The sequence below is a fragment of the Corallococcus terminator genome (assembly GCF_003611635.1).
In the GTDB taxonomy this organism is placed as follows: domain Bacteria; phylum Myxococcota; class Myxococcia; order Myxococcales; family Myxococcaceae; genus Corallococcus; species Corallococcus terminator.
On record NZ_RAVZ01000110.1, the window covers coordinates 1 to 21,154 of the forward strand.

Annotated in this window: 21 protein-coding genes; 8 read left to right on the forward strand and 13 right to left on the reverse strand. The window is 69.2% G+C overall.

Annotated elements, in window-relative coordinates; genetic code table 11:
- A partial coding sequence (locus D7V88_RS17400; protein WP_208726338.1) for a membrane dipeptidase occupies positions 1–196 on the forward strand: 196 nt, incomplete at its 5' end.
- A gap of 36 nt (positions 197–232) precedes the next feature.
- Complete coding sequence (locus tag D7V88_RS17405) at positions 233–610, forward strand: hypothetical protein (protein ID WP_120541770.1); 378 nt, start codon at positions 233–235, stop codon at positions 608–610.
- Between the two features lie 57 nt (positions 611–667).
- Here D7V88_RS17405 and D7V88_RS17410 read toward each other — a convergent pair whose 3' ends face one another.
- From D7V88_RS17410 to D7V88_RS17425, 4 genes are read right to left on the reverse strand one after another with little or no spacing between them, the layout of a single operon-like run.
- Positions 668–1,006 carry a carboxymuconolactone decarboxylase family protein gene (locus D7V88_RS17410; RefSeq protein WP_244238201.1) on the reverse strand — a complete coding sequence of 113 codons (339 nt, stop codon included), beginning with the start codon at positions 1,004–1,006 and terminating at the stop codon, positions 668–670.
- 60 nt (positions 1,007–1,066) lie between these two features.
- A complete protein-coding gene (locus D7V88_RS17415; protein WP_120541772.1) occupies positions 1,067–1,330 on the reverse strand; it encodes a carboxymuconolactone decarboxylase family protein in 264 nt (87 codons plus the stop codon).
- A 40-nt stretch (positions 1,331–1,370) separates the two neighbouring features.
- On the reverse strand, positions 1,371–2,156 hold the full coding sequence (locus D7V88_RS17420; RefSeq protein WP_120541773.1) for an alpha/beta fold hydrolase: 786 nt from the start codon (positions 2,154–2,156) through the stop codon (positions 1,371–1,373).
- A gap of 36 nt (positions 2,157–2,192) precedes the next feature.
- Positions 2,193–3,137, reverse strand: a complete 945-nt coding sequence (locus tag D7V88_RS17425) for a magnesium transporter CorA family protein (RefSeq protein ID WP_120541774.1) — start codon at positions 3,135–3,137, stop codon at positions 2,193–2,195.
- A gap of 88 nt (positions 3,138–3,225) precedes the next feature.
- On the opposite strand from D7V88_RS17425, the gene D7V88_RS17430 reads away from it, so the two are divergent.
- The 3 genes from D7V88_RS17430 to D7V88_RS17440 are packed head-to-tail and all read left to right on the forward strand — an operon-like array spanning position 3,226 to position 6,415.
- Complete coding sequence (locus D7V88_RS17430; protein ID WP_120541775.1) at positions 3,226–4,371, forward strand: hypothetical protein; 1,146 nt, start codon at positions 3,226–3,228, stop codon at positions 4,369–4,371.
- Positions 4,368–5,222 (forward strand): HAD-IIB family hydrolase, encoded by an 855-nt coding sequence (locus D7V88_RS17435; RefSeq protein ID WP_244238202.1) that lies wholly within the window; start codon positions 4,368–4,370, stop codon positions 5,220–5,222. Before D7V88_RS17430 ends, D7V88_RS17435 begins: the two co-directional genes overlap by 4 nt.
- Positions 5,219–6,415: a class I SAM-dependent rRNA methyltransferase gene (locus D7V88_RS17440; RefSeq protein ID WP_120537576.1), complete on the forward strand. Its 1,197-nt coding sequence runs from the start codon at positions 5,219–5,221 to the stop codon at positions 6,413–6,415. The genes D7V88_RS17435 and D7V88_RS17440 overlap by 4 nt, the downstream gene beginning before the upstream one ends.
- A 77-nt stretch (positions 6,416–6,492) precedes the next feature.
- Here the strand turns inward: D7V88_RS17440 and D7V88_RS17445 are convergent, their stop codons facing one another.
- The 3 genes from D7V88_RS17445 to D7V88_RS17455 are packed head-to-tail and all read right to left on the reverse strand — an operon-like array spanning position 6,493 to position 8,415.
- Complete coding sequence (locus D7V88_RS17445) at positions 6,493–6,999, reverse strand: hypothetical protein (protein ID WP_120541791.1); 507 nt, start codon at positions 6,997–6,999, stop codon at positions 6,493–6,495.
- 7 nt (positions 7,000–7,006) lie between these two features.
- The gene (locus D7V88_RS17450; protein ID WP_120541776.1) at positions 7,007–7,432 is read right to left on the reverse strand and encodes a hypothetical protein; all 426 of its coding nucleotides are present in this window, start codon (positions 7,430–7,432) and stop codon (positions 7,007–7,009) included.
- Between the two features lie 29 nt (positions 7,433–7,461).
- A complete protein-coding gene (locus tag D7V88_RS17455; RefSeq protein WP_120541777.1) occupies positions 7,462–8,415 on the reverse strand; it encodes an alpha/beta fold hydrolase in 954 nt (317 codons plus the stop codon).
- Between the two features lie 194 nt (positions 8,416–8,609).
- On the opposite strand from D7V88_RS17455, the gene sglT reads away from it, so the two are divergent.
- The 3 genes from sglT (at position 8,610) to D7V88_RS17470 (ending at position 11,425) form a co-directional block, all read left to right on the forward strand.
- Positions 8,610–9,245, forward strand: coding sequence for a type IV pili motility protein SglT (gene sglT, locus D7V88_RS17460; RefSeq protein WP_120541778.1), 636 nt, complete (start codon positions 8,610–8,612; stop codon positions 9,243–9,245).
- A gap of 156 nt (positions 9,246–9,401) precedes the next feature.
- Entirely contained in the window at positions 9,402–11,213 is a 1,812-nt protein-coding gene (locus D7V88_RS17465) for a S8 family serine peptidase (protein ID WP_120541779.1), read from the forward strand.
- Positions 11,210–11,425 (forward strand): DUF5818 domain-containing protein, encoded by a 216-nt coding sequence (locus tag D7V88_RS17470; RefSeq protein ID WP_120541780.1) that lies wholly within the window; start codon positions 11,210–11,212, stop codon positions 11,423–11,425. Before D7V88_RS17465 ends, D7V88_RS17470 begins: the two co-directional genes overlap by 4 nt.
- A 13-nt stretch (positions 11,426–11,438) precedes the next feature.
- Here the strand turns inward: D7V88_RS17470 and D7V88_RS17475 are convergent, their stop codons facing one another.
- The 6 genes from D7V88_RS17475 to D7V88_RS17500 all read right to left on the reverse strand — a co-directional run bounded on the left by D7V88_RS17475 (position 11,439) and on the right by D7V88_RS17500 (position 21,066).
- Positions 11,439–12,764, reverse strand: a complete 1,326-nt coding sequence (locus D7V88_RS17475) for an aminotransferase-like domain-containing protein (protein WP_120541781.1) — start codon at positions 12,762–12,764, stop codon at positions 11,439–11,441.
- Between the two features lie 136 nt (positions 12,765–12,900).
- Positions 12,901–14,079 carry a CPBP family intramembrane glutamic endopeptidase gene (locus tag D7V88_RS17480; protein WP_244238203.1) on the reverse strand — a complete coding sequence of 393 codons (1,179 nt, stop codon included), beginning with the start codon at positions 14,077–14,079 and terminating at the stop codon, positions 12,901–12,903.
- 75 nt (positions 14,080–14,154) lie between these two features.
- A complete protein-coding gene (locus D7V88_RS17485; protein WP_120541782.1) occupies positions 14,155–16,710 on the reverse strand; it encodes a 1-acyl-sn-glycerol-3-phosphate acyltransferase in 2,556 nt (851 codons plus the stop codon).
- A gap of 14 nt (positions 16,711–16,724) precedes the next feature.
- On the reverse strand, positions 16,725–18,446 hold the full coding sequence (argS, locus tag D7V88_RS17490) for an arginine--tRNA ligase (RefSeq protein ID WP_120541783.1): 1,722 nt from the start codon (positions 18,444–18,446) through the stop codon (positions 16,725–16,727).
- A 75-nt stretch (positions 18,447–18,521) separates the two neighbouring features.
- Positions 18,522–20,225 carry a hybrid sensor histidine kinase/response regulator gene (locus tag D7V88_RS17495; RefSeq protein WP_120541793.1) on the reverse strand — a complete coding sequence of 568 codons (1,704 nt, stop codon included), beginning with the start codon at positions 20,223–20,225 and terminating at the stop codon, positions 18,522–18,524.
- Positions 20,226–20,337: 112 nt separating this feature from the next.
- Complete coding sequence (locus tag D7V88_RS17500) at positions 20,338–21,066, reverse strand: HEAT repeat domain-containing protein (RefSeq protein WP_120541784.1); 729 nt, start codon at positions 21,064–21,066, stop codon at positions 20,338–20,340.
- Positions 21,067–21,154: the final 88 nt, after the last annotated feature.

Consider the following 21,154-nt stretch of genomic DNA (forward strand, 5'->3'; position numbering starts at 1 on the left):
GGTCATGGGGGAGGAGGGCGTGGGCGTGGGCTCTGATTACGACGGCATGGTGGCGCTGCCGAAGGGGATGCGGGACGTGACGGATCTGCCCCGGCTCACCGAAGCCTTGTTGCGACGACACCCGGAGTCCTGGGTGGAACGTGTGATGGGTGGCAACTTCCGACGTTACTTTCGCGAGACGCTCGGCGGTGGTTGACAGGGAAAAACCGCTCGCGAAGAGTCGCTGGCACCCATGAACCGTCTTTCTCTCGCGCTCTTGTCCTTCGGCTTCCTCCTCCTTTCCGGCTGTGGCGGGCCGGGCTCGGGTGACTCGTGTGACGGCGGGGACTACGTGTGCCTGGACGACGCGCAGGCGCTGGAGTGCCGGGGCGGAACGTGGCGCTCGCTGGCCTGCCGCGGGCCGCTGGGCTGCCGCGAGCTGTCCGACAGCGTGCGGTGCGACACGTCCCTCAACATCGAGAACGACGCGTGCGCGCAGGACGCCGAGGGCCGGGGCGTGTGCAGCCCGAACGGCGCGGCGCTGCTGCTGTGCGAGGACGGCATCCTGAAGAAGACGCAGGACTGCTCGTCGTGCACCGTGCAAGACGACACGGTTGTCTGCGCGCCCTGAGGTGTCTCCCTGCCGCCATGCCCGGAAGGAGCGTTCCTTCCGGACACGGCGCGGGTCTCAGCGCTCCGGTTCGTCCTCGCCGTTGGAGGAGGGCGGGGCGCTTGGGGCAGGCGGGCCGGGCAGGTAGCCGCCCACCGCCATCCGCTTCGCGGACTTCATGTACAGCTCCGGCGACATGCCCTGGACGCCGGTGCCGTCAATCCAGCGGTTGTAGAAGTTGAAGAGCGCGCAGACGGACACCGCGTCGTAGACGGCCTCGTCCGACCAACCGGCTGCCTTCAGTCGCTCCACGTCATCGCGGCGCACGTCTCCGGGCGCGTCATTGAGTTGGTCCACGAAGGCGAACAACGCCTTCTCGGCCTCCGGGATGGGGGCCGTCGCCACATCGTCCAGCACTGCCTGGACGCGATCCGTGCTGCCCAGCAATTCCGCCGCGACCGCGGCGTGAGAACCCAGTCAAAACACGCAGGCGTTGCGCCGCGATGTGTACGCGGCGATGAGCTCCCGCAGGCCCGCCGACAGCGGCGAGGGCCCCCGCATCACCTCGTGGGTGAACGCGGACAGCGCATCCGTCATCCGCGGCTTGTAGGCGAACAGGTGCCAGATCTGCGGCGGCGCGAAGCCAGAGGATCGCGCCATGGCGATCATCCGTCCGTAGTGTCCGTCGGACTCGTGGGACTCGACGTCCGGCAGGTACATGGGTTCCGGGGGCTTCTTCATCGCGCACTTCCTGTTTCAGGACGACGGAGGGAGACGGCGGTCAGGACAGCGACGCGAGGAACGCGTCCAGCACCGCGTTGAAGGCTTCTGGCTGCTCCTGGTTGGGCAGGTGCGCGGCGTTGGGAATGACTTCCAGCCGTGCCCCCTGCACCAGGTCCACCATCTGCTTCGCCTTGGCCAGGGGCGTGACGGTGTCGTGCTCGCCCACCACCACCAGCGTGGGCCCCGCGAAGCGCGCCAGGATGTCCTTGCTGTCCGGCCGAAGCGCCATGCCCCGCTGGGCGGCGGCGAGCGCCTGGGGGGACGCGGAGAGGCCCATCGCCGTCACCTCTCGGCCCACCGGAGAGTCCGGCCCCGCGTGCACGAGCTTGGGAACCAGTCCCTGGATGACGGACGGCGCGCCCTGGGCCAGCGCCTGCTGGGCGGTGGCCTCGCGCTTCTCCCGGCCGGCGTCGTCATCCGCGGTGCACTGCGTGTCCACCAGCACCAGCCCGCGCACCCGGCCCGCGTCCTCGCGCAGGAGCGCCATCGCCGCGTAGCCACCCATGGAGACACCGCCCACCACCGCCGAGTCGATGTTCAGCGCGTCCAGCAGCGCGAGGCCGTCCTGCGCCAGCCTTCGCATCTCCGTGGGTCCCTCACCCAGCCGGCTCTGACCGAAGCCGCGCAGGTCGGGGATGAGGAAGCGGTAGCGCCCGGACAGCGCCGCCACCTGCCGGTCGAACGCGGAGCCGTCCAGCGGGAAGGCGTGCAGCAACAACACCGGCAACCCCTGGCCCACGTCCCTGTAGTGGAGCGGGATTCCATCCACGGCGACCGTCAGCATGCGTCCTCCCAGGCAACCGCGTGAGGGGTGCGGCGTTCAGAGCCACTTCTTGTACTTGAACCAGCCGACGAGCCCCAGCGGGAAGCCCACCATGGTGGCCCACATGGCGTAGTACCAACCCTTGCCGGACAACTCGTCGAAGTTCTGCCCGAAGAAGCCGACGATGAAGGACAGGGGCAGGAAGAGGGTGGCGAAGATGGTGAGCTGCTTGCTGATGTCGTTGGTGCGGTTGGCCACCATGGACAGGTAGCCGTCCATCACGTTGCCCACCACGTCGCGGCCGGAGTCGATCTGCTCGTACAGCCGCACCAGGTGGTCGTACACATCGCGGAAGTACAGCGTCGTCTTCTCCTGGATCTGCGGGATGCCCCGGCGCGACAGCATGCCCACCACGTCCCGCTGGGGGGACAGTACCCGGCGCAGCGTCACGAGGGAGCGCTTGAGCTGGAAGATGCGCTGCAGATGCTCCGGCTCCGGCTGCGCGAAGATGGCGTCCTCCAGGTTGTCCAACTCGTCGCCGAAGTCATCCATGATGGGGAACTGCGCGTCCACGAGCGAGTCCGCGAGCAGGTAGAGGATGACGTCCACGCCCCGGCCCAGCGTGCCCGCGGGGTCGTCCTTCACGCGCCGGATGACGGCGTCGTGGCCGGGCAGCCGCAGTTGGTGCACGCTGATGAGCCAGTCGGACGCGAGGAAGTAGTGCTGTTCGTGCAGCGTCAGCTCGGTGACGTCCTTGCCGTTGCAACTGAAGCCCTGGAGCACGATGAACTGGTGGTGTGGGTACTCCTCCAGCTTGGGCCGCTGGTCCAGGTGCAGGCAGTCCTCCACCGCGAGCCGGTGGAGCTGGAAGCGCTCGGCCAGTCGCCCCATGACCTCCGCGTCCGGCTCCAGGACGTCGATCCACTTGGGGCCCGGCCGATCGAACAGCTCCTCCCCGCCCGAAACCGCCTTGCCGTCCTCCCACAGACAGACCTGGATCATCTTGAATCGGCTCCCCGGCCGTCCTTCTGGCCCGGGATGCTTGCTAGAACTCCCCGGACGCGATGTCGAGGGATAGAGTGGGGGCAACGTGTCCGCTGCCGCCGAGAGTCCCCCGCCGGCCTCCCTCACCCCGAGGCTCGAAGAAATCCTCCAGTCGCTGCCCGACCGCGCCTTTTCCGCGCGGCTGCGAGCGGTGTATCTCGCCGCGGCGCATGCCATTTCGCGGCTGAGTGACCTGGACCTGGTGAAGTACGAGACGCCCGTCGTCGACGCCAGCCCCGACCTGTCGCTGTGGGAGGAGATGGCGCCCGTCATCCGCGACACGGTGATGGACGTCAACGCGCTGCTCAACGTCATCCGGGAGCAGTTCCCCGGCACCCCGCCGGTGGAGCCCCCGTCCCGTCCGGGCCCCGCCGACGTGCCCGGCATGCTCCAGGTGGGCATGGGGAAGCTTGCCCAGAGCATCACCCAGTTGGGCGAAGCGATGCGCAACCCGTCCGTGGTGAGCGACCGCTGGCAGTTGTTGGCCGAAATCCAACGTTTCCGCGCCGACTACCGCGAGCAGATGAGCCAGCTCGTCTTCGAGTCCGCGAGCGCCTTCGGCGAGGTGTCCCGCGCCCAGGTCGTCCCGGGCTACGAGGCGGAGGTGAAGGCGGCCGTCACGGTGCGGGCCATCACCTCCGACCTGTCGCGCATCGTGGCGGCGCGGCTGGGCAAGGTGCGCGACGCGAAGCCGGAGGAGGTGCTGTGGAACGCGCAGCAGCTCCAGACGGAGATGGACGCCTTCGGCCGCACCGCCGCGTACCGGAACCTGCGCGCGCAGGACAAACGGAAGATCGTCGAGGCCCGCGCGGAGGTAGGGGCGCTCGCCATCCAGACCGCGCCGGACCAGCGGGAGCTGCTGACGGTCGCGGAAGCCCTGGACGCGCTGGTGCGAAGCCTGTCCGCGGTGAACCAGCGGCAGTTGCTCATCCTCCACGACCGTGAGGTGTGGGCCGCGTGCGGCGTGCGCCTGGAGCGCGCCCTGATGCAGTCGAAGAAGGATCCGGTCGCGTCGGCCAAGGCGCTCGCGGAGGCCGCGGTCAGCGCCCAGGCGCTCTACGGTCGCGACGCGACGATGGACGCGTTCCTGCGCAAGGCGCGCAAGCTGAAGCTCGCCACGCTCACCGGGCCTGAACTGCTCACCACCATCGAGTCCTTCCAGGGACAGCTCGCGCAACTGGACGTGATGTGAAGGCCGGCACGGCGAAGGGCTTGTCGTCGAAGACCGCGGAGCCGCGCCCCCTGCGACAGGCGGACCTGTCCGGGGTGGAGGGTGTCTTCACGGATGTGGACGGCACGCTGACGACCGGCCACAAGCTGCGCAGCCAGACGGTGCGGGCGCTCGAACAACTGTCCGGCTATGGCCTGCGCGTGGTGCTGGTGAGCGGGCGTCCGGCAGGGTGGGGCGAGGCGTGGGCCCGGCAGCTTCCGGTGGACGGCGTCATCGTGGAGAACGGCGGGCTGTTCTTCCTCAAGGGGAAGAAGGGCGAGCTGCGCAAGGTGTACCTGGAGCCCCCTGGCGAGCGTGAGGCGAACCGCAAGCGCCTGGAGACGGAGGTGCACCGCGTGCTGGAGAAGGTGCCCGGGGCGCGCCTGTCGGTGGACAGCCGTTACACGGAAGTGGACCTCGCGGTGGACTACAACGAGGAAGCCCGGCTGGGAGACGCGGGAGCGTCCGCCATCGAAGCGCTGCTGCGGGCGCGGGGCGTGACGGCGGTGCGCTCGTCGGTGCACGTCAACTGCTGGCTGGGCCGGTTCGACAAGCTCTCCGCGTCCCGTCGCTTCGCGCGCGTGGCGTGGGGCGAGAAGCTGGAGCCCGCGGACGGGCGGTACGTCTACGCGGGGGATTCTTTCAACGACGCTCCGATGTTCCAGGCGTTCAAGCTGGGCGTGGGCGTGGCCAACGTGCGCGCGGTGCTGGATCGCATCGACGCGCCCCCGGCCTTCATTACCCGGGCGCCCGAGGGGCGGGGATTCGAGGAGCTGGCACGCGCCCTCCTCGCCCGCCGCCGGCCGTCCCGCAGTCGAGGAGTCTCAACGTGAATGTCGTGAAGCTGGAGCTGGCCCGGGGCCTGGGGCGTCACCTGCGCGCGGGCCACCCGTGGGTGTTCCGCAAGGCGCTGGAGCACCCGCCGCGGATCCCCGCTGGCAGCGTGGTGGACCTGACGGAGAACGGGAAGTTCGTCGCGCGCGGGTACTATGATCCGCACTCGGCCATCGCGGTGCGCGTGCTCACGCGCGACTCGCGCGAGACGGTGGACTCGCGCTTCATCACCCAGCGCGTGCAGCGCTCGCTGGCCGCGCGCACGTCGCTCATCGACCTGAAGGACACCGACAGCTACCGCCTCATCCACGGAGAGGGCGACGGCCTGCCCGGCGTGGTGGTGGACCTGTACGCGGGCTGGGCGGTGATGAAGCTGTACTCGGCGGGGCTCACCCCCTACCGGCCCCTCATCGTGGAGGCGCTGAAGGCGGGCGTGCCGGGCTTGAAGGGCATCATTGGTCGCGACGAGGTGGGCCGCGACGACGTGGAAGAGGATGACGGGCGCGGCACCGGGCGCATGCTCTGGGGCGAGGAAGCGCCGGAGCTCATCCCCATCCGCGAGCGCGGCGCCGTGTTCATGGTGGACGCGTGGCGCGGACAGAAGACGGGCTTCTTCCTGGATCAGCGGGAGAACCGCCACCTCATCCGCCGGCTGGGGCAGGGCAGGGACGTGCTCAACTGCTTCTGCTTCAGCGGAGGCTTCTCCGTGAACGCGGCGCTGGGGGGCGCCAAGAGCGTCTTCTCCGTGGATCAGGACCCGGAGGCCATCGCCCTGGCGCGCGAGAACTTCACGCGCAACGGGCTGCCGGCGGAGAAGCATGACTTCCTCGCGGCGGACGTCTTCGCCCTCATCCAGTCGTTCAAGGAGGAGGGCCGCACGTTCGACCTCATCATCCTGGACCCGCCCGCATTCGCGAAGAGCCAGCGCGCGGTGGAGGCCGCCATCGACGGCTACGCGTCGCTCAACCGGCAGGCCCTGGCGCTGCTGCGCCCCGGAGGCCTCCTGGCCACGGCGTCGTGCTCCGCGCGCGTGAACGGGGACATGTTCATGGGCGCCGTGCGCGAGGCGGGCTTCAAGGCCGGCGTGGACCTGGCGCTGGTGGAGGAGCGCTACCAGCCGCCCGACCATCCGGTGCGCCTCCAGTTCCCGGAAGGCAAGTACCTGAAGTTCTACGTGATGCAGGCGGTGTAGCGCACCGTCCGGCCACTCACGGGGGGCGCCCGTTTCGGGGCGCCTCCCAGGGCCGCACAGGAGGCTTCAGCGGGGCTTCAGGTCCCGAAGACCTTGTGGGCCACGCGGTCCAACACGTCCTTGCCCCAGACGATGCTGGCCTTGCCCAGGCGGTCCAGATCGCGAGCGAACTCGCGGCCGTCGGGCATCACCGTGTACGTGCGGCTCAGGAACAGGCTGCCGCTGCCAGGCTCGAAGTCCACGCTGCCGCCGCCGGTGTCCGTGCCCTCTTCCTGCTGCTGCCGGAAGCCCTCGATGATGCCGGGCTTGGGCGGCTCGCGGAACCGGTAGATGAGCGCGCTGGCCTTGAGGGAAGGGGGGGACTCGATGTGCTCGAAGGCGTACTGGCCCTCGCCGTTCATCATGCCGCCCAGGCCCTGTTCGTTGAGGCCTTCCGTGATGCCCGCGCCCTGCGACTGCAGGTACCACTTCACCAACTGACGGGCCGCCTCCCGCGTCATCGGGCCCCCAGCGGCCGGCGCTGGACGCGCCATGCCGATGGTGGACAGCAGCCACTGCAGGCCGGTGGAAAGGGAGCGGCTCATGGGCACGTCACTTCGCGGGAACGGTGCGATCCGCGACGCGATTGAAGACTTCCTCGCCCCAGTTGAGGCTGGCTTCCACGAGCCGGTCGAGGTCTTCCTTGAACTGCTGCTCCGCCGGCAGGACGCCGTACGTGCGGCTCAGGAAGAGGCTCTTGTTCTCGGTCTCGTAGTCCACCTTTCCGCCGCCGGTGTCCGTGCCGGACTTCTCCTCGGCACGGAAACCGTCGATGACGCCCGGACGGGGCGCGTCGCGGAAGCGGTAGATGAGGGCGCTGCACTTCAGCGCCCCCGAATCCTTCGCATGTTCGAAGTAGATCTGCGCCTCGCCGAGGGCGGCGCCGCCAAATCCCTTCGCGTTGAGCCCGGAGCCTTCCGTGTCTCCGTGGGCCCTCATGAATGACTGCACCAGTCGCTGGGCTTCTTCGAGCGTCATACGTGCAGTCATATCACACCGTCGGTTGACTAGAACTTACCCTCGCGCGCCTGGTCGAACGGGACGCGCTGGTTCAGGTAGGTGTCGTTGATGTTGTGCGCGCCGGAGAAGATGCTCTTCTCGGAGAAGTAGTGGATCTTCGCGTCCTTGCCCGCGTTGCGGATGAGGTCCAGAGGGCCCTTGCCGCTGGTGCCCAGACCGAACAGGCCCGGCACGGGGTCCTTGTCGTTCACGTAGTGCACGTACTTCGGGCCGTTCGGGTAGGTCGCGGCGGCGGCGCCGAAGGTCTCCACGGAGACCTTGCCGAGCTTCGCTTCGACCTGCGCGGGGGACAGCCCGTCTTCGATGCGCAGCCGCTTGGCCACGTCGTTGAGCGCGCGCGAGGTGATGAGACCGCCCTGGCTGTGCGCCATCAGGTGCACGTCACGGCCGGCCTTCAGCTCCGTGTAGAGCGAGTCCGCCAGCGTGTCCACGGCCGGGTTCTTGCCCTTGTCCATCTTGTCCGTGACGCACTGGCCCAGGTCCTTGAAGAAGCCCTCGGTGGAGTTGTGGATGCCGATGGTCTTCTGGCCCGTCTTGTCCGCGATGGCCTGCAGCGTCTCCTTCTGGCCCGCCATGTCCGTCATCATGCCGTTGACGTAGATGAGGGTGCCTTCGGTCTTCACGCCGTCCTTGGGCGTGTAGGCCGGGACCTGGCTCAGCGGGGTGCTGGCGTCGAACGTCTGGCCACCGGCGCCCACCAGCTTGCCGTCGAACACCTTGTCCTTGGAGCCGGCCGGCGCGGTGAAGACGCTCGCGGGCGCCGCGGTGCGGACTGCGCTGTTCGTCGCGCGCGCGTCGAAGCCGTCCTTGATCTGGTTGGCCGGCTTGGCCGTGGCGGCCGGAGCGGGCTTCGCGACCGTGGCCGGGGTGGTCGTCGGCGTGGTCGGCGTGGTGCGCGTGGCGTTGTTGATGCTGTTACGACCGCTCCCGATGGTTCCCATGGCTTGACGCTCCTGCGGATTCTTTGAAGGGGGGAAGGAAAGCTTGAGGCGTTGATCCATTCTCACCCCAACCGTCCAAAAGTTGCGAGGGGGTCGCGGAATGTGTGTGACGCAGCGCGCAGCGGTCCGTTCACGGGGCGGGAGGATTCGAAGACGGACCGGCCGCTCCGGATGGGGCGGATTATGGTGACGGCATGGTCCAGAAAGGTCAGTTCCTGGAGCGCTCCACGCTCATCCCCGTGGGGTCGGGTCCGGAGGTGATGGAGGGCACGGTGCACCGGGGCCAGCGCTCGCCGCCGCTGCTCATCCTTCCGCCTCGGCCGGAGGAGGGGGGCGGCATGGACCATGTCCTGGCGGCGGAGGTGGCCTTCGCGACAGCGCGAGCGGGGTTTCCCACCCTGCGCTTCAACCACCGGGGCGTGGGGGCCAGCCAGGGCGTCCGGGGCAGCGGAGGGGCGCTGGTGGAGGACGCGGAGGCCGCCATGCGGGTGGCGCTGGAGAACGCGGGCACGTCCGCGCTGGCGGTGGCGGCGCTGCACGGAGGCGCGCGCGTGGCGCTGGCGCTCCAGGAGCGGCACCCGGCGGTGGGCGGACTGTGTCTGGTGGCGCCGGATGTGGATCCCCTGTCGCTCGTGCGACTGTCGTGTCCCCTGCTGGTGATTGTCGGGGCGGAGGACACCCGCCTGCCCCGGGCGGCACTGGCCGCCGCTGTCGCCGAGGCCGGGGGGGATTTAGAGGTCATTGACGATGCCGGAGCGACGTTCCACCGCAATCTTCCTCAGGTGGGGCGGGCCGTGGCGGCCTGGCTCCAGCGACTGTCGGGTGGGTAGGTCAGGCGTGCAAACCTGCGGACTTCTTCACATTTCTTCATCCCCGACGCCTTGCACGGCTGGCCGGGGGGCGAACAGACTGGTGGGACAGACCCAATCGTCCCGCCGTGCGTTCGTAGTGGGTCTTCGAGGCGTCTTCGTTCAAGGAGTGTCCCGATGCGGATGAAGCGATGGAACGTGGTTCTCGCGGCGCTGGCCCTGTCGGCCTCGGCGTGTGCTTCCGCGTCGCGGGAGCCGGAGGTTCCGGCCGGGCCGGACGCGGTGGCCCAGGCGGAGGTGGCGGAGGCCGTGGCGGGGGGCTCGGACGACGTGGTGTCCGGCGCCATCGTGGTGGACTTCAAGGACGGCACCACCAAGGCGGAGTTTGACGCCTGGGAGCAGGCGTGGGGCGTGGACCTGGAGTTCAACTCCCTGGAAGGTCCCCGGACGGGCGTCACGCTGGCGGTGGGCGTGGGTGACGTGGAGGACGTGCTCCAGCGCATCCGGCAGAACCCGGCGGTGGAGTCCGCCGAGCCGCTGATGCACGTGCGCAGCAGCTTCACGCCCAATGATCCGCAGTACGAGTCCCAGTGGAACCTGCGGATGATCGACATGCCCAAGGCCTGGGACGGCAACCGGGGCAAGGGCGTGGTGGTGGCCGTCATCGACACGGGCATCGCCTACGAGGACCACGAAGACTTCAAGCAGGTGCCGGACCTGAAGGGCGTGTCGTTCGTGAAGGGCTACGACTTCGTCAACGACGACGAGCACGCCAACGACGACCACGGCCACGGCACGCACGTGGCGGGCACCATCGCGCAGGCCACCAACAACGGCGAAGGCGTGGCGGGCGTGGCCTTCGACGCGACGCTGATGCCCCTCAAGGTGCTGAACCACTTCGGCAGCGGCACGTCGGCGGACATCGCGGACGCCATCCGCTTCGCGGCGGACCACGACGCGAAGGTCATCAACATGTCGCTGGGTGGTGGCCTGTACTCGCAGGTCATGGCCAGCGCGGTGGAGTACGCGCGCAAGAAGGGTGTCACCGTGGTGGCCGCGGCGGGCAACACCGGGCGTGGCCGGGTGGAGTTCCCCGCGGCGTACCCGGGCGCGGTGGCGGTGAGCGCCGTGGGGCCGAGCGGCTCGCTCGCTCCGTACTCGTCCTATGGCAAGGAGCTGGACATCGCGGCGCCCGGTGGTGACAAGAGCCGTGGCGACTCGGGCGGCATCCTGCAGAACACCATCGACCCGCGCGACCCGTCGCGCTCCGTCTACGCCTGGTACCAGGGCACCAGCATGGCCGCTCCGCACGTGGCCGCGGTCGCCGCGATGCTCTACGGCGCTGGTGCCAAGAACCCGGACGAGGTGGAGCAGGCGCTCTATGCCGGGGCGAAGGCGACGGGTGACCAGGCCTGGTCCGAGCAGTACGGCCACGGCGTCCTCAACGCCAACGCGTCGCTGAAGGCGTTCACGGGCGGCGGGCCGCGCTGGCCTTCTCTGGGCTGGGCCGCGGCGCTGCTGGCGGTGGTGCTGCTGACGTTGCGTGGCCGCGAGCGTCCGGGCTTCCTCAACATCCTCTTCCGCCCGGCGTTCTTCGTGCCGCTGGTCCTGTCCACGGTGGGCTTCTTCTTCTTGCGCACGTGGTTCACGGGCGCTTCGGGCGCGGCCGGCGACGTGGTGAACGTGGCCTCGCTGCCCATCCCGGACTGGCAGCGCATCATCTTCGGCCGCGCCACGGTGAGCCCGCTGTTCTACAGCGCGCTGATTCCGCTGGTGCTCTCGCTGCCGGCCATCACCTGGCGGGGCTTCCGTCCGGCGGTGGGCGGACTGGCGCTCGGCTTCGCGGGCTTCCTGGCCTACGCGGCGTGGGTGGGTGCTCCGGCGCTGGCGTGGATGCCCTTCACCTTCCTGGCGAAGCCGTGGCTGGGCTTCAACACGGTGGTGTGCCTCGTCATCGCCCGCGCGATGCTCAAGCGGGAGGACGCATGAAGGTCTCCGGCACGGTGCAGTACCAGGACCTCGAGGGTGGGGTCTGGGTCCTGAAGGCCGACGACGGCAAGACGTACCAACTCGCGGGCGGTGACCGGAAGATCAAGAAGGACGGTCAGCGCATCTCCGCCGAGGGCAGCGTGCAGCGGGACACCGTCACCGCCGCGATGGTGGGGCCGGTGTTCCACGTCACGTCGTACCAGGCGGACTGACGTCAGGACTGCTTCAGCCCGCGCGGACCTGTGGCGCGGGCTGTCGCTCCAGGATGGCCTTCTGGAGGTGGCGGGCCAGGCGGGCCACCCCCTCCTCGATGCGCTCGGGCGTGAGGTAGCTGCACGACAGCCGCAGCTCGTGCTCGCCCCCGGTGCCCAGGTAGAAGTAGCGCATGGGCGTCCAGAGGACGTGGAAGTTGCGCGCGGACTCCTCCAGCAGCGCTTCGTCCGCCTCGATGGGCAGCTTCATGACGAGGAAGAAGCCCCCGTCCGGCACGTTCCACGTCACGTCGCGCGCCCAGGCCTCACTCTTCGGGAAGTGACGCTCGAGCGCCTGGAGCGTCGCGTCCATGTTCGTCTTGTAGAAGCGGATCGCCTCCTGGTTCGCCTCCAGCAACCCGCCTTCATTGAGCACCAGCATGCCGCCGACGACGGCCTGGCTGAGCGCGGACGTGTTCACCGTCAGCAGGCTCTTGATCTTGGAGAACTCGCCCGCCAGCAGGTGGTGCTGGCCCGCGGCGTCGGTGACACGCTGATCCGCCACGGCGTAGCCCAGGCGCAGCCCGGGGAAGGCGGACTTCGAGAACGAGCCCAGGTAGATGACCTGCTGCCGGTCGTCGAGCGCCTTGAGGGTGGGCTTCCGGGGGCCCTCGCGGGAGAAGAAACCGTAGGGGTTGTCCTCGATGATGAGGAACTGCTCGCGCGCGGCCAGCTCCAACAGGCGATGGCGCGCGGGCGCCGGGAGGCTCCGGCCGGACGGGTTGGCGAAGTCCGCGACGAGGTAGAGCGCCCGGGGCTGCTTGCCTTGAGAGCGGAGCTCCCGCACCCTGGCTTCCAGTGCGTCCAGATCGAGCCCGTCCGCGCGCTCGGGCACGGGGGCGACCTCGATGTCCAGCAGCCGCGCCGCGCCGGTGACCCCGATGTAGCAGGGCATGCCCACCAGCAGCACGTCCGTGGGCTTCGAGAACAGCGCGCGCAGGGTGATGAACGTCGCCTCCTGGCAGCCCACCGTGACGACGATGGATTCGGGGGCGACGCGGATGCCCTCGTCCTTCTCCAGCATCCGCGCCAACAGCTCCCCGATGTGGCCATTGGTCCGGCCGTACTGGAACAGGAGGCTGGTGATCCGCGCGTCGTCGAAGCCCCGTTGCTCGCGGAGGTAGCGCTGGTAGGCGTCCAGGTACGTGGCGATCTGCTGGGGATCGTAGAACTTCTCGTTCGGCCTGCCCGGCGCGAAGGAGATGGCATCCGGGTAGCGGATCGCGATCTCGTTCAGGAAGTTCATCACGTCCAGGAGCGGATCACCCAGGGAGGCGTGCAGCAGGTCAGCGGTCAGCATCACGGTGAGGACGATAGAGGGCAGGGGGGCGTCAAGGCCAGGACCCTGGAGATTCGTCCCTGGACTCGAGGTCGCGCTGGCAGTGAAGGCGCCGTGTCCTGTCAGCGTGACCGTGGAATCTCTCCACCGAGGTTCGTCAGGGACGCTCGCCCTTGAGCTCGGGCGCATGTGCCTTGGACTGCCGGAGCCGTTCCTCTTCGTAGAGCTCCATGGGCATCTCGCCCTTGCGCACGGACTTGCGCAGTTGCTGCAGGGCCTTGCGCTCCGCCTGGAGGCCCGGGTCCGCGTCCTTCGCCAGCGGCGGCACCGGGTGCTGGATGTCGTAGACGCTCAGTGACACGCCCCTTCCATCCACCAGGGCCAGGGCCACCAGGGACAGCGTCGCCGCCGCCACCCACGGCAGCAACTGGAGGGCGAACAGCGGCACGGGCTTCGTGGCGCGCACCGCTTCCTCGTCCGGCGGTGTGCCGCGTCCCCAGACGGAAGGAACGTGTTGGGCCGCGGCGCGCAGGCCCAGCAGCGCCGTCCATCCCACGAGCGCCAGCCCCAGCACGGCCCGCCAGTCCGTCACGTCATCGGTCCCCGTGTCCTTCGCCAGCCCCGAGTGCGTGGCGACGAGGAACAGCACCGAGGACACCATGTTGTTGGCCGCATGCGCCGCGATGCTCGGCCACAGCGAGCCGGTGCGCAGCAGCAGCCAGCCGAAGAGCAGCCCCAGCTCCGCGCGCGCGAGGAAGCCCACCGGATCCAGGTGGAAGGCGCTGAACACCACCGAGCTGATGATCAACGCCCGCCACGGCGAGGCCGGGGCGGGCGGCGTCAACGCGCGCTGGAAGAGGCCTCGGAAGAAGAACTCCTCGCACAACGGGGCGGCCACGGACACGCCGCCCAGCAGCAGCGCCAGCTCCACGGGCGTCTGGCCCTCGAACAGGCGTGAGGCGTCGAACATCTCCCGCAGCCACGGGGGCGCCACCCGCTGCGCCATGAACTGGAGGGGCACCACCACCGCGAAGAAGTTCGCCACGCCCAGCAGGAAGCCGAACAGGGCGGGCTTGCCCAGGAAGGGCGTGAGGCCGGTGTACTCGGCGGGCCGGAGGCCCGCGCGGCGCAGCATCACCCACGCGAGCCCCAGGAAGATGAACACCTCCGTGAACCACACGCCGAAGGAGGGGTTGAGCAACTGGGTGGTGGCCCCAAGGGTGATGAACAGACCGAAGGCCAGCGCCGCCGCGAGCAGCGGGTGGGGCGGAGTGAGGGGCGGTGGCACGGTGGGCTCTACCGGCTGCGGGTCGCTGGAAGGCAGGCCTTCATCCACCGTGTCGTCTCCTGACCCTTCCGCGAAGCGGAGGGTGGGGTGCCGCGTTCGCTTCGAGGTGCGACGGGCCCTGGCTCAGGCCCGGTGCAGGTAGCCGCGGATGTCGTCCGCGAGCGGGTTCTTCCGGGCCAGCTCGGCCGCCGTGGCAGGGTCGCCCAGCCGCAGCTTCTTGTCCTCTTCCACGAGGATGCGCTGATCCAAGAGGTACTCCACCGCGTTCTCGAGCGTCGTCTTCGCCAGCGACTCGGAGGCGGTGATGCGCCCGGCGTTGTACTCCACGCGCCCCGTCTCCAGCGCCAGCTTGACGAAGGACTTGCGGTCGGTGGCGATGCCCGCGGCCACGTCGGGCAGGGTCATGGCCGCCAGCAGGTAGGCCTCCAGGAAGTCGCGCAGCAGGTCCGCCAGGAACTCCAGCTCCGGCTGCGCGTGCGCCTCGGGGGCCTGCTTGAGCGTGTCGCCCTCGTGGATGATCAGGCCCATGCGCACGAGCCGCTCCACGCACTCGGCGAAGATGGTGTCGAACGTCGCGCCCACCCGGTAGATGAACTCCACCTTGAAGAGGCGCGACAGGAACAGCGCGCGGGCCTTCACGGTGTCGTACGGCGCGGGCGAGCCGGCGAGCAACGCGTTGGCCACGAGGCTGCGCGCGGCCATCAGGTTCATCAGCGTGTTCTTGTAGAAGGACATCTCCGGACGGCGCGAGTCCTCCACCTGATAGCTGACCTCGTTGCGCGCTTCCTTCGTGCGCACCATCTCGTCGGAGATGAACTCGCGCATCGCGTCCTGGATGGGCCCCAGCGTCTCCGGGTTGCTGGGAGCGTTGGCCAGCTCCGCGGACAGCCGCGCGCCATCCTCCACGGCGATGCGGCGCAGCAGGCTGATCCGGTCCGTGAGCTCGCGCTGGGTGAGGCCGCGGCGGCGGTGGGCCAGGAGCGATGCGCTCACCAGCGCGTGCGGCGTGACGGTGGACACCTTGCTGATGCCGTACATCACCCGGTTGCCCAGCGCGCGGACCAGGCCCTTCTTCTGCTCGTCCGTCACCGGCTCCTGCGGCGACAGGCCACGCGCCTTCATGAACTCCACCAGGGACAGCGGCTCATCGAACGTCAGGTGGATGCGTCCGTAGCGCGCCGCCAGCACCTTGGGCGCGCTCAACAGGGCCTTCAGGTCCTCGGGCTTCTTCTCCCCGCCGGCCAGCTCCTTCGAATAGCTGTCGGACTCCACGACCTTCTCGTAGTCGATGGAGACGGGCACGAAGTAGAGGTCGTTGCGCGCGCCGTCCAGCACCGCCTCCACCTGCCACGTGAGCATGCCCAGCTTGGGCGTGAGCAGCTTGCCCGTGCGCGAACGACCGCCCTCGGGGAAGAACTCCTGGTGGATGCCGTCGTGCACCAGCTTCTTGATGTACGCCTTGAAGGACGCGGCGTAGACCTTGTCGCCCTTGAACGAGCGGCGCAGGAAGAACGCGCCGCAGCGGCGGAACAGCGGGCCCAGCGGCCAGAAGGACAGGTTGGCGCCCGCGGCGACCAGCGGCGCGGTGTAGCCGCGGTTCCACAGCACCCAGCTCATCACCAGGTAGTCCACGTGGCTCTTGTGGCTGGGGCAGAGCACCACCGGCGCGCGCCCCGCGGCCTTGAGCGCGCGGTGCAGGCCCGCCTCGTCCACGCCGATGCCGTCGTAGATGCGGTTGAACACCCACTCCAGCAGCGGTGCGATGAGGGCCAGCACGGACGGGTTGGGCTTGGCCGCGATGGCCTCCAGGTTGCGTTTGGCCTCGCGCTGCACGCTCGCGGGCTTGCGGCCGGTGGCGGCTGCGTGCTCATCCAGCACCTTGCGCAGGTGGCGGTCGCGCAGCGTCTCCTCGATGAGCCGGTCGGTGGGCTTCTGCGGCGGGCCGAACACCGCGCGCGTCTCCCGGGCCAGGTACACGTGCAGGGCGCTGCGCACCTTGCGCGCCAGCACCTCGTCGGTGGCCTGGGGGTTCTCCTCGATGAAGCGGCGCAGGTCGATGGGCTCTCCCACGCGGAACTGCGCGCGCTTGTAGTTGCGGAAGAACGCCACCATCGAGTGCACGAAGCCCGGCGCTTCCGGGCTGCCGAACACCACGTCGCGCCAGCCTGGCTTCAGCTTGGCCGCGCGCTTCTCCCAGACGAACAGCTCTGGCACCAGGAACACCGGCCGGTCGGCGCCGCGCGCCAGCCGCACCAGGGCGGGGAAGGGGTCCTCGCGCGTCTCCTTGCCGGAGGCGTGCAGGAGCGCCGTGCGCCGAAGGAACACGAGCCCGCTGCCGCCCTGCTGCAGGGCATAGCGGAAGCGCTCCTCCACCGCGCCATTCTGGGCCGTCTGGCGCCAGGGCTTGGTGAACCAGGGACGCAGGTTCACCACCGCGCGGATGGGCGGCATGGCCCGGCGGACCATGGCCCACGCGATGTAGAGGAAGTTGATCCAGGCCGTGGTGCGCATGACGTGCACCACGAAGCCCCGGGCGCTGAGCGCACGCAGTTCGTTCTCGGCCTCGGGGGGGAAGTGCACCCCGTCGAAGTACCGTGCCCCGAGCACCCGGGACATGGGACCGAATTCCTCCTTCAAGGCCTCTCCTTGCGTCACGGTCTGCGCCAGCGCGGTGTCCACGGCAGCCCCCCAGGCTACATGTTTTCCGGCGTCGGGATGCCCAAGAGCGTCAGGCCCGCGGCCAGGGTGATGCGCGTCGCGTCCGTGAGGGCCAGTCGCGCCGCGCGCAGCGCGTCATTGTCCTCGACGAGGATGCGCTTCTCGCGATCCTTGTTGCCGGCGGTGTAGTAGCGGCTGTACGCCGCCGCCACATCCAGCAGCAGTCGCGCCACGAGGCTCGGCTCGTACTGCTCCGCCGCCGCGCGCACCGTGTCCGGCAGGCGCATGAGCTCGCGCACCAGGGCCTGCTCCTCGGGCAGCGTCAGGAGTGCCGGATCATAGCTCGCCGGAACACCGCCGCCCTTGCGCAGCACGGTCGCGCTGCGCGCGTGCGCGTACTGGAGATAGGGACCGGTGTGCCCCTCGGGGCTGGTCACCTCGTCCCAGTCGAAGGTGTAGTCGCTGGCGCGGTTGTGCTTCAGGTCGCCGAAGACGATGGCGCCCAGGCCGATCTGCTCCGCGAGGCCATCGGGATCATCGGTCACGAGGTTGCCCGACGCGATGTTCGCCTCCACGAGCTTGAGCACGCGCTCCTTGGACTCGTCCAGGACCTGATCCAGCTCCACCACCTGGCCCTTGCGCGTGCTCATGCCGTGGATACGGCCGAACGGCACGTGGATGCACTTGTCCGCCCACGGCTGCCCCATCTCCGTGAGGGTGCGGAACACCTGGCGGAAGTGCAGCGCCTGATCCTGCGCGACGACGTAGAGCGACTTGTCGAAGTTGAACCGCGCGTGACGGTCCTCGGCGGCGGCCAGGTCGCGCGTGGCGTAGAGCGTGCTGCCGTCGTTCTTCTTCAGGAGGACGGGCGGTTCGTTCTCCGCGTAGGGCATGTCCACGATGATGGCGCCCTGGGACTCCTTCACGCCGGGCTTCTTCGCGATCTGCGCGATGACGGCGTCCATGCGGCCCTGGTAGCGGCTCTCGCCCTCGATGTGCTCGAAGTCGATGCCCATGCGCTTGTAGATGCGCTTGAAGCCCTTGAGGCTCGTCTCCCGGAACTGGTTCCAGAGCTTCATCGCCTCCGGCTCGTTGGCCTCCATGCGGCGGAAGAACTCGCGGGCCTTCTCGTCGAAGGCGGGGTCTTCACCGGCGCGCTTGTTGGCCTGGACGTACACCTGGACCAGGTGTGCCATGTCCTCCCGGAGCTCCTCTTTGCCGAACTCCTGGAAGCCCACGGCCACGAGGCCGAACTGCTTGCCCCAGTCGCCCAGGTAGTTGACGCCCTCCACGCGCCAGCCCAGCGCCCGGTAGAGGTTCGCGATGCAGTGGCCCAGGAACGTGGTGCGGATGTGGTGGAAGCCAATGGGCTTGGCGATGTTGGGCGACGAGTAGTCGATGACCACCGTCCTGCCCTTGCCCTCTTCGGCGTCGCTGCCGTAGGCGACGCCCGCCCGGCGCACGCTGTCGATGACCTCCTGGGTGAAGGGCAGGGGAAGGAAGCGCGCGTTGACGTACGGGCCCACGGCCTTCACCTCCAGGCCAGGGACCTGGAGTGACTGCGCGAGCGCCGCGGCGATGGCGGGCGGGGCCTTCTTCTGCGCCTTGGCGAGGGGGAAGGTGGCGAAGCTCAGGTCGCCGTGCGCGGGATCCGCGGGCTTGACCTGCGCGTCGATGTCGGAAGCGGGGACGCCCAGGGCCCCGGCAAGAGCCTGGGCGAACGCTGCGCGGTAGCGGGAATAGACGGATGTGCTCATGGGCCGCGCGGATACTACCCAAGGCGGGGCGTCTTCCTGCCACCTCTTCTGTGGGGAAGACGCCTGGGGCGTTGTTCAGGGCACTGCGGGGCCGCGATTCTTGGGGCGGACCACGGCGGCCACGGTGTCCAGCAGCTTGGGCAGCTTCAGGGGCTTCTCGAAGAACCCGTCGATGCGATCCGGTCCTTCACCCGAAGTGAGGGACGCGACGTCGCTCGCGCCGGAGATGATGTAGACGACCACGTCCGCCAGCGACTCGGTGGTGCGGATGAAGTGCAGCACGGAGCGGCCGTCCTCGCCGGACAGCCGCAGGTCCAGCAGGACCATGGCCGGCCGGATGTGGGACAGGATGGAGCGCGCCTCGGCGGCACCGGACGTGGCCATCACCCGGTAGCCCTCCTGCTCCAGCACCTGCTCCAGCACCTCGCGGCAGTCCACGTCGTCCTCCACCAGGAGGATGCCGCCCGCCTTGGGCGCGGCCTGGTTCAGGTCCGGGGCGCTGACGGCGCTCGCGAACAGGGGCAGGACCATCTCGAACGTGCTGCCCTCGCCCAGGACGCTGGCGGCGTCCACGCGACCGCCGTGCAGCGCGACGATCTTCGCGACCAGGGGCAGGCCCAGGCCCGCGCCCGGGGGACGCGGCATGCCGGGCTGCGCGCGGTAGAACGAATCGAAGACATGCTCCAGCGCCTCGGCGGACATGCCCTGGCCGGAGTCCTTCACGGTGAGGGTGCCCAGGCCCTCGCCGGACGCCACGCGGACCTCGACGACGTCGTCGGTCTCGCTGTGGTGGATGCCGTTCTCGATGAGGTTGTGGATGGCCTCGGAGATGCGCTCGCGGTCGCCGCGGACGAACACCTCCGGGCAGGGCGGAATCACGACCCGCACGCGGCTGTGCTCGGCGACGGCGCCCAGCCCCCGCACCACCTCTTCCGCCACGGCCTTGAGGCCGAAGGGGCGCTGGTTGAGCTGCATCTTCCCGGAGGACAGCCGGGACATCAGCACCAGGTCGTTCACCTGCTGAAGCAGCCGGTCGGAGTTCCGGTCGCAGATCTGCACCGCGCGGCGCTGTCCGTCCGTCAGGGCGCCCAGCTTCTCCCGGCCCAGCATGGCCAGGTAGGCCTTGATGGTGGTGAGCGGGTTCTTCAGGTCATGGGACACATTGCCGAGCAGCTCCTCGCGGTTCTGCTCCAGGCTCTTGAGGCCCGCGATGGCCGTCTGCAGGTCCTTGTTGCGTCGGGCGCTGTCGTCGCGCAGCCGGGCCACCTCGTAGGCGGCGGTGAGCTGGGACGCCAGCGACTGCATCAGGATGTCGGACGCCTTGCGCCGCGCGCCCAGGACCACGAGCACGCCCGTCACGCCCTGCGGACCCTCCAGGGGCACGGCGACGGTGTCGTCCTCGCGCAGCAGGACCTTGTCGGTGAAGCAGCGGCCCACCACGCCCTCGCCCGGGACGGCGGCGGTGACGCGCTCGTCATACCGGCCGCGCACGTGCTCGACGTGGAGCTGGTTGCGCGACGGGAAGTGGCGCGCGACGTAGCAGACCTTCGGCTTGAGCAGCGTGTGGAGCGTCTGGAGCTGGGCGCGCAGGGCCTCGGTGGGACCCGCGTTGTCCGTCAACTGTCGGCCCATCTCCAGCAACGCCTGGGCGGCGGAATCCGTGTCCACGGGAGGCGGAGGCTTCGCCGCCCGCTTCGGTGGGACCTTCTTCGCGGGAGTGGCGGCGGGACGCAGCGGCACCACTTCTGCGAGCTGCGGATCCTTCTTCTTCGAGGGCACGCGTGAATCCTGCTTCATGTCTCGCGTGGGAGGGAACCGCCGTGGTGTCGGCCAGCCCCCGGGGAGGGGGGCCGTGTCAGGTGCCCGACAGCCCGGAGGTTCGCCGCCTGCCCTAGGCCCGGCGCTGGATGCGGCCGTCCTTGTCCAGACTGAAGGGCTCCACGAGGGCCGACTGCACCTTCTCCTGGTAGCCCTGCACGCCAAACCCGCTCTCCGCCAGGGCGGCCAGGGCGGCGGTCTGCACGCGCCGGGCGGTGTCCTCGTTGGTGAGCAGTTGGAGCAGGGGCTCGCGCGCCGGCTCGTACTTCAGGGGCCCCAGGAGGTTGATGGCGGCGATCTTCACGTCATCGGACATGTCCTCCAGGAAGGGGAGAACGGCGGCGGCCACGCGCGGATCCTGCTTGCCCACGACGTGGTGGAGCAGGACGACCTTCTTCTCCGGGTCGCGCGTGTAGCGGGACGACAGGTGCTGGAGCGTGTCGACGATGACGCCCATCAGCGCCTCCTCGGCCAGCAACTCCTGCAGCACGCGCAGCGCCCAGGAGGTGGCATGGTCGCTCTGCTTGAGGAAGGCGCTCACCGGGGCGACGGCGTCCTGCCCGAAGCCCTTGATGAGCTCGAAGGTGTGCTCCTTCTCATCCGCGTCGGTGGTGAGCGGGTCCACGGTGATGGTGAACCGGCTGAGCAGCACCGTGACGGCCTCGGGGTACTTCATCTCCCCCAACTGCTGGAGGGCCTTCTGCCGAGTGGAAGGCTCCCCGTACTTCTGGGTCACCTTGGACTTGAGCTTGAGGGCTTTTTCGGGGCCCGAGCCGCCCGTGAGGAAATCGAAGAGACCCATAGGTACGTACCCGCTCCGGATTCGGAAGGTGGAGGCGCCATGTAGGACGGGGCGCCTTCCAGGACAAGAGGCAACAAGAGGTACCACG

Bases quoted from the DNA above. Each gene is read 5' to 3' on its own strand.
- D7V88_RS17420 (WP_120541773.1), bottom strand. From the start codon at position 2,156: ATGCTGACGGTCGCCGTGGATGGAATCCCGCTCCACTACAGGGACGTG.
- D7V88_RS17405 (WP_120541770.1), top strand. From the start codon at position 233: ATGAACCGTCTTTCTCTCGCGCTCTTGTCCTTCGGCTTCCTCCTCCTT.
- D7V88_RS17445 (WP_120541791.1), bottom strand. From the start codon at position 6,999: ATGAGCCGCTCCCTTTCCACCGGCCTGCAGTGGCTGCTGTCCACCATC.
- D7V88_RS17455 (WP_120541777.1), bottom strand. From the start codon at position 8,415: ATGGGAACCATCGGGAGCGGTCGTAACAGCATCAACAACGCCACGCGC.
- D7V88_RS17465 (WP_120541779.1), top strand. From the start codon at position 9,402: ATGCGGATGAAGCGATGGAACGTGGTTCTCGCGGCGCTGGCCCTGTCG.
- D7V88_RS17475 (WP_120541781.1), bottom strand. From the start codon at position 12,764: ATGCTGACCGCTGACCTGCTGCACGCCTCCCTGGGTGATCCGCTCCTG.
- D7V88_RS17450 (WP_120541776.1), bottom strand. From the start codon at position 7,432: ATGACGCTCGAAGAAGCCCAGCGACTGGTGCAGTCATTCATGAGGGCC.
- D7V88_RS17470 (WP_120541780.1), top strand. From the start codon at position 11,210: ATGAAGGTCTCCGGCACGGTGCAGTACCAGGACCTCGAGGGTGGGGTC.
- D7V88_RS17500 (WP_120541784.1), bottom strand. From the start codon at position 21,066: ATGGGTCTCTTCGATTTCCTCACGGGCGGCTCGGGCCCCGAAAAAGCC.
- sglT (WP_120541778.1), top strand. From the start codon at position 8,610: ATGGTCCAGAAAGGTCAGTTCCTGGAGCGCTCCACGCTCATCCCCGTG.
- D7V88_RS17415 (WP_120541772.1), bottom strand. From the start codon at position 1,330: ATGAAGAAGCCCCCGGAACCCATGTACCTGCCGGACGTCGAGTCCCAC.
- D7V88_RS17425 (WP_120541774.1), bottom strand. From the start codon at position 3,137: ATGATCCAGGTCTGTCTGTGGGAGGACGGCAAGGCGGTTTCGGGCGGG.
- argS (WP_120541783.1), bottom strand. From the start codon at position 18,446: ATGAGCACATCCGTCTATTCCCGCTACCGCGCAGCGTTCGCCCAGGCT.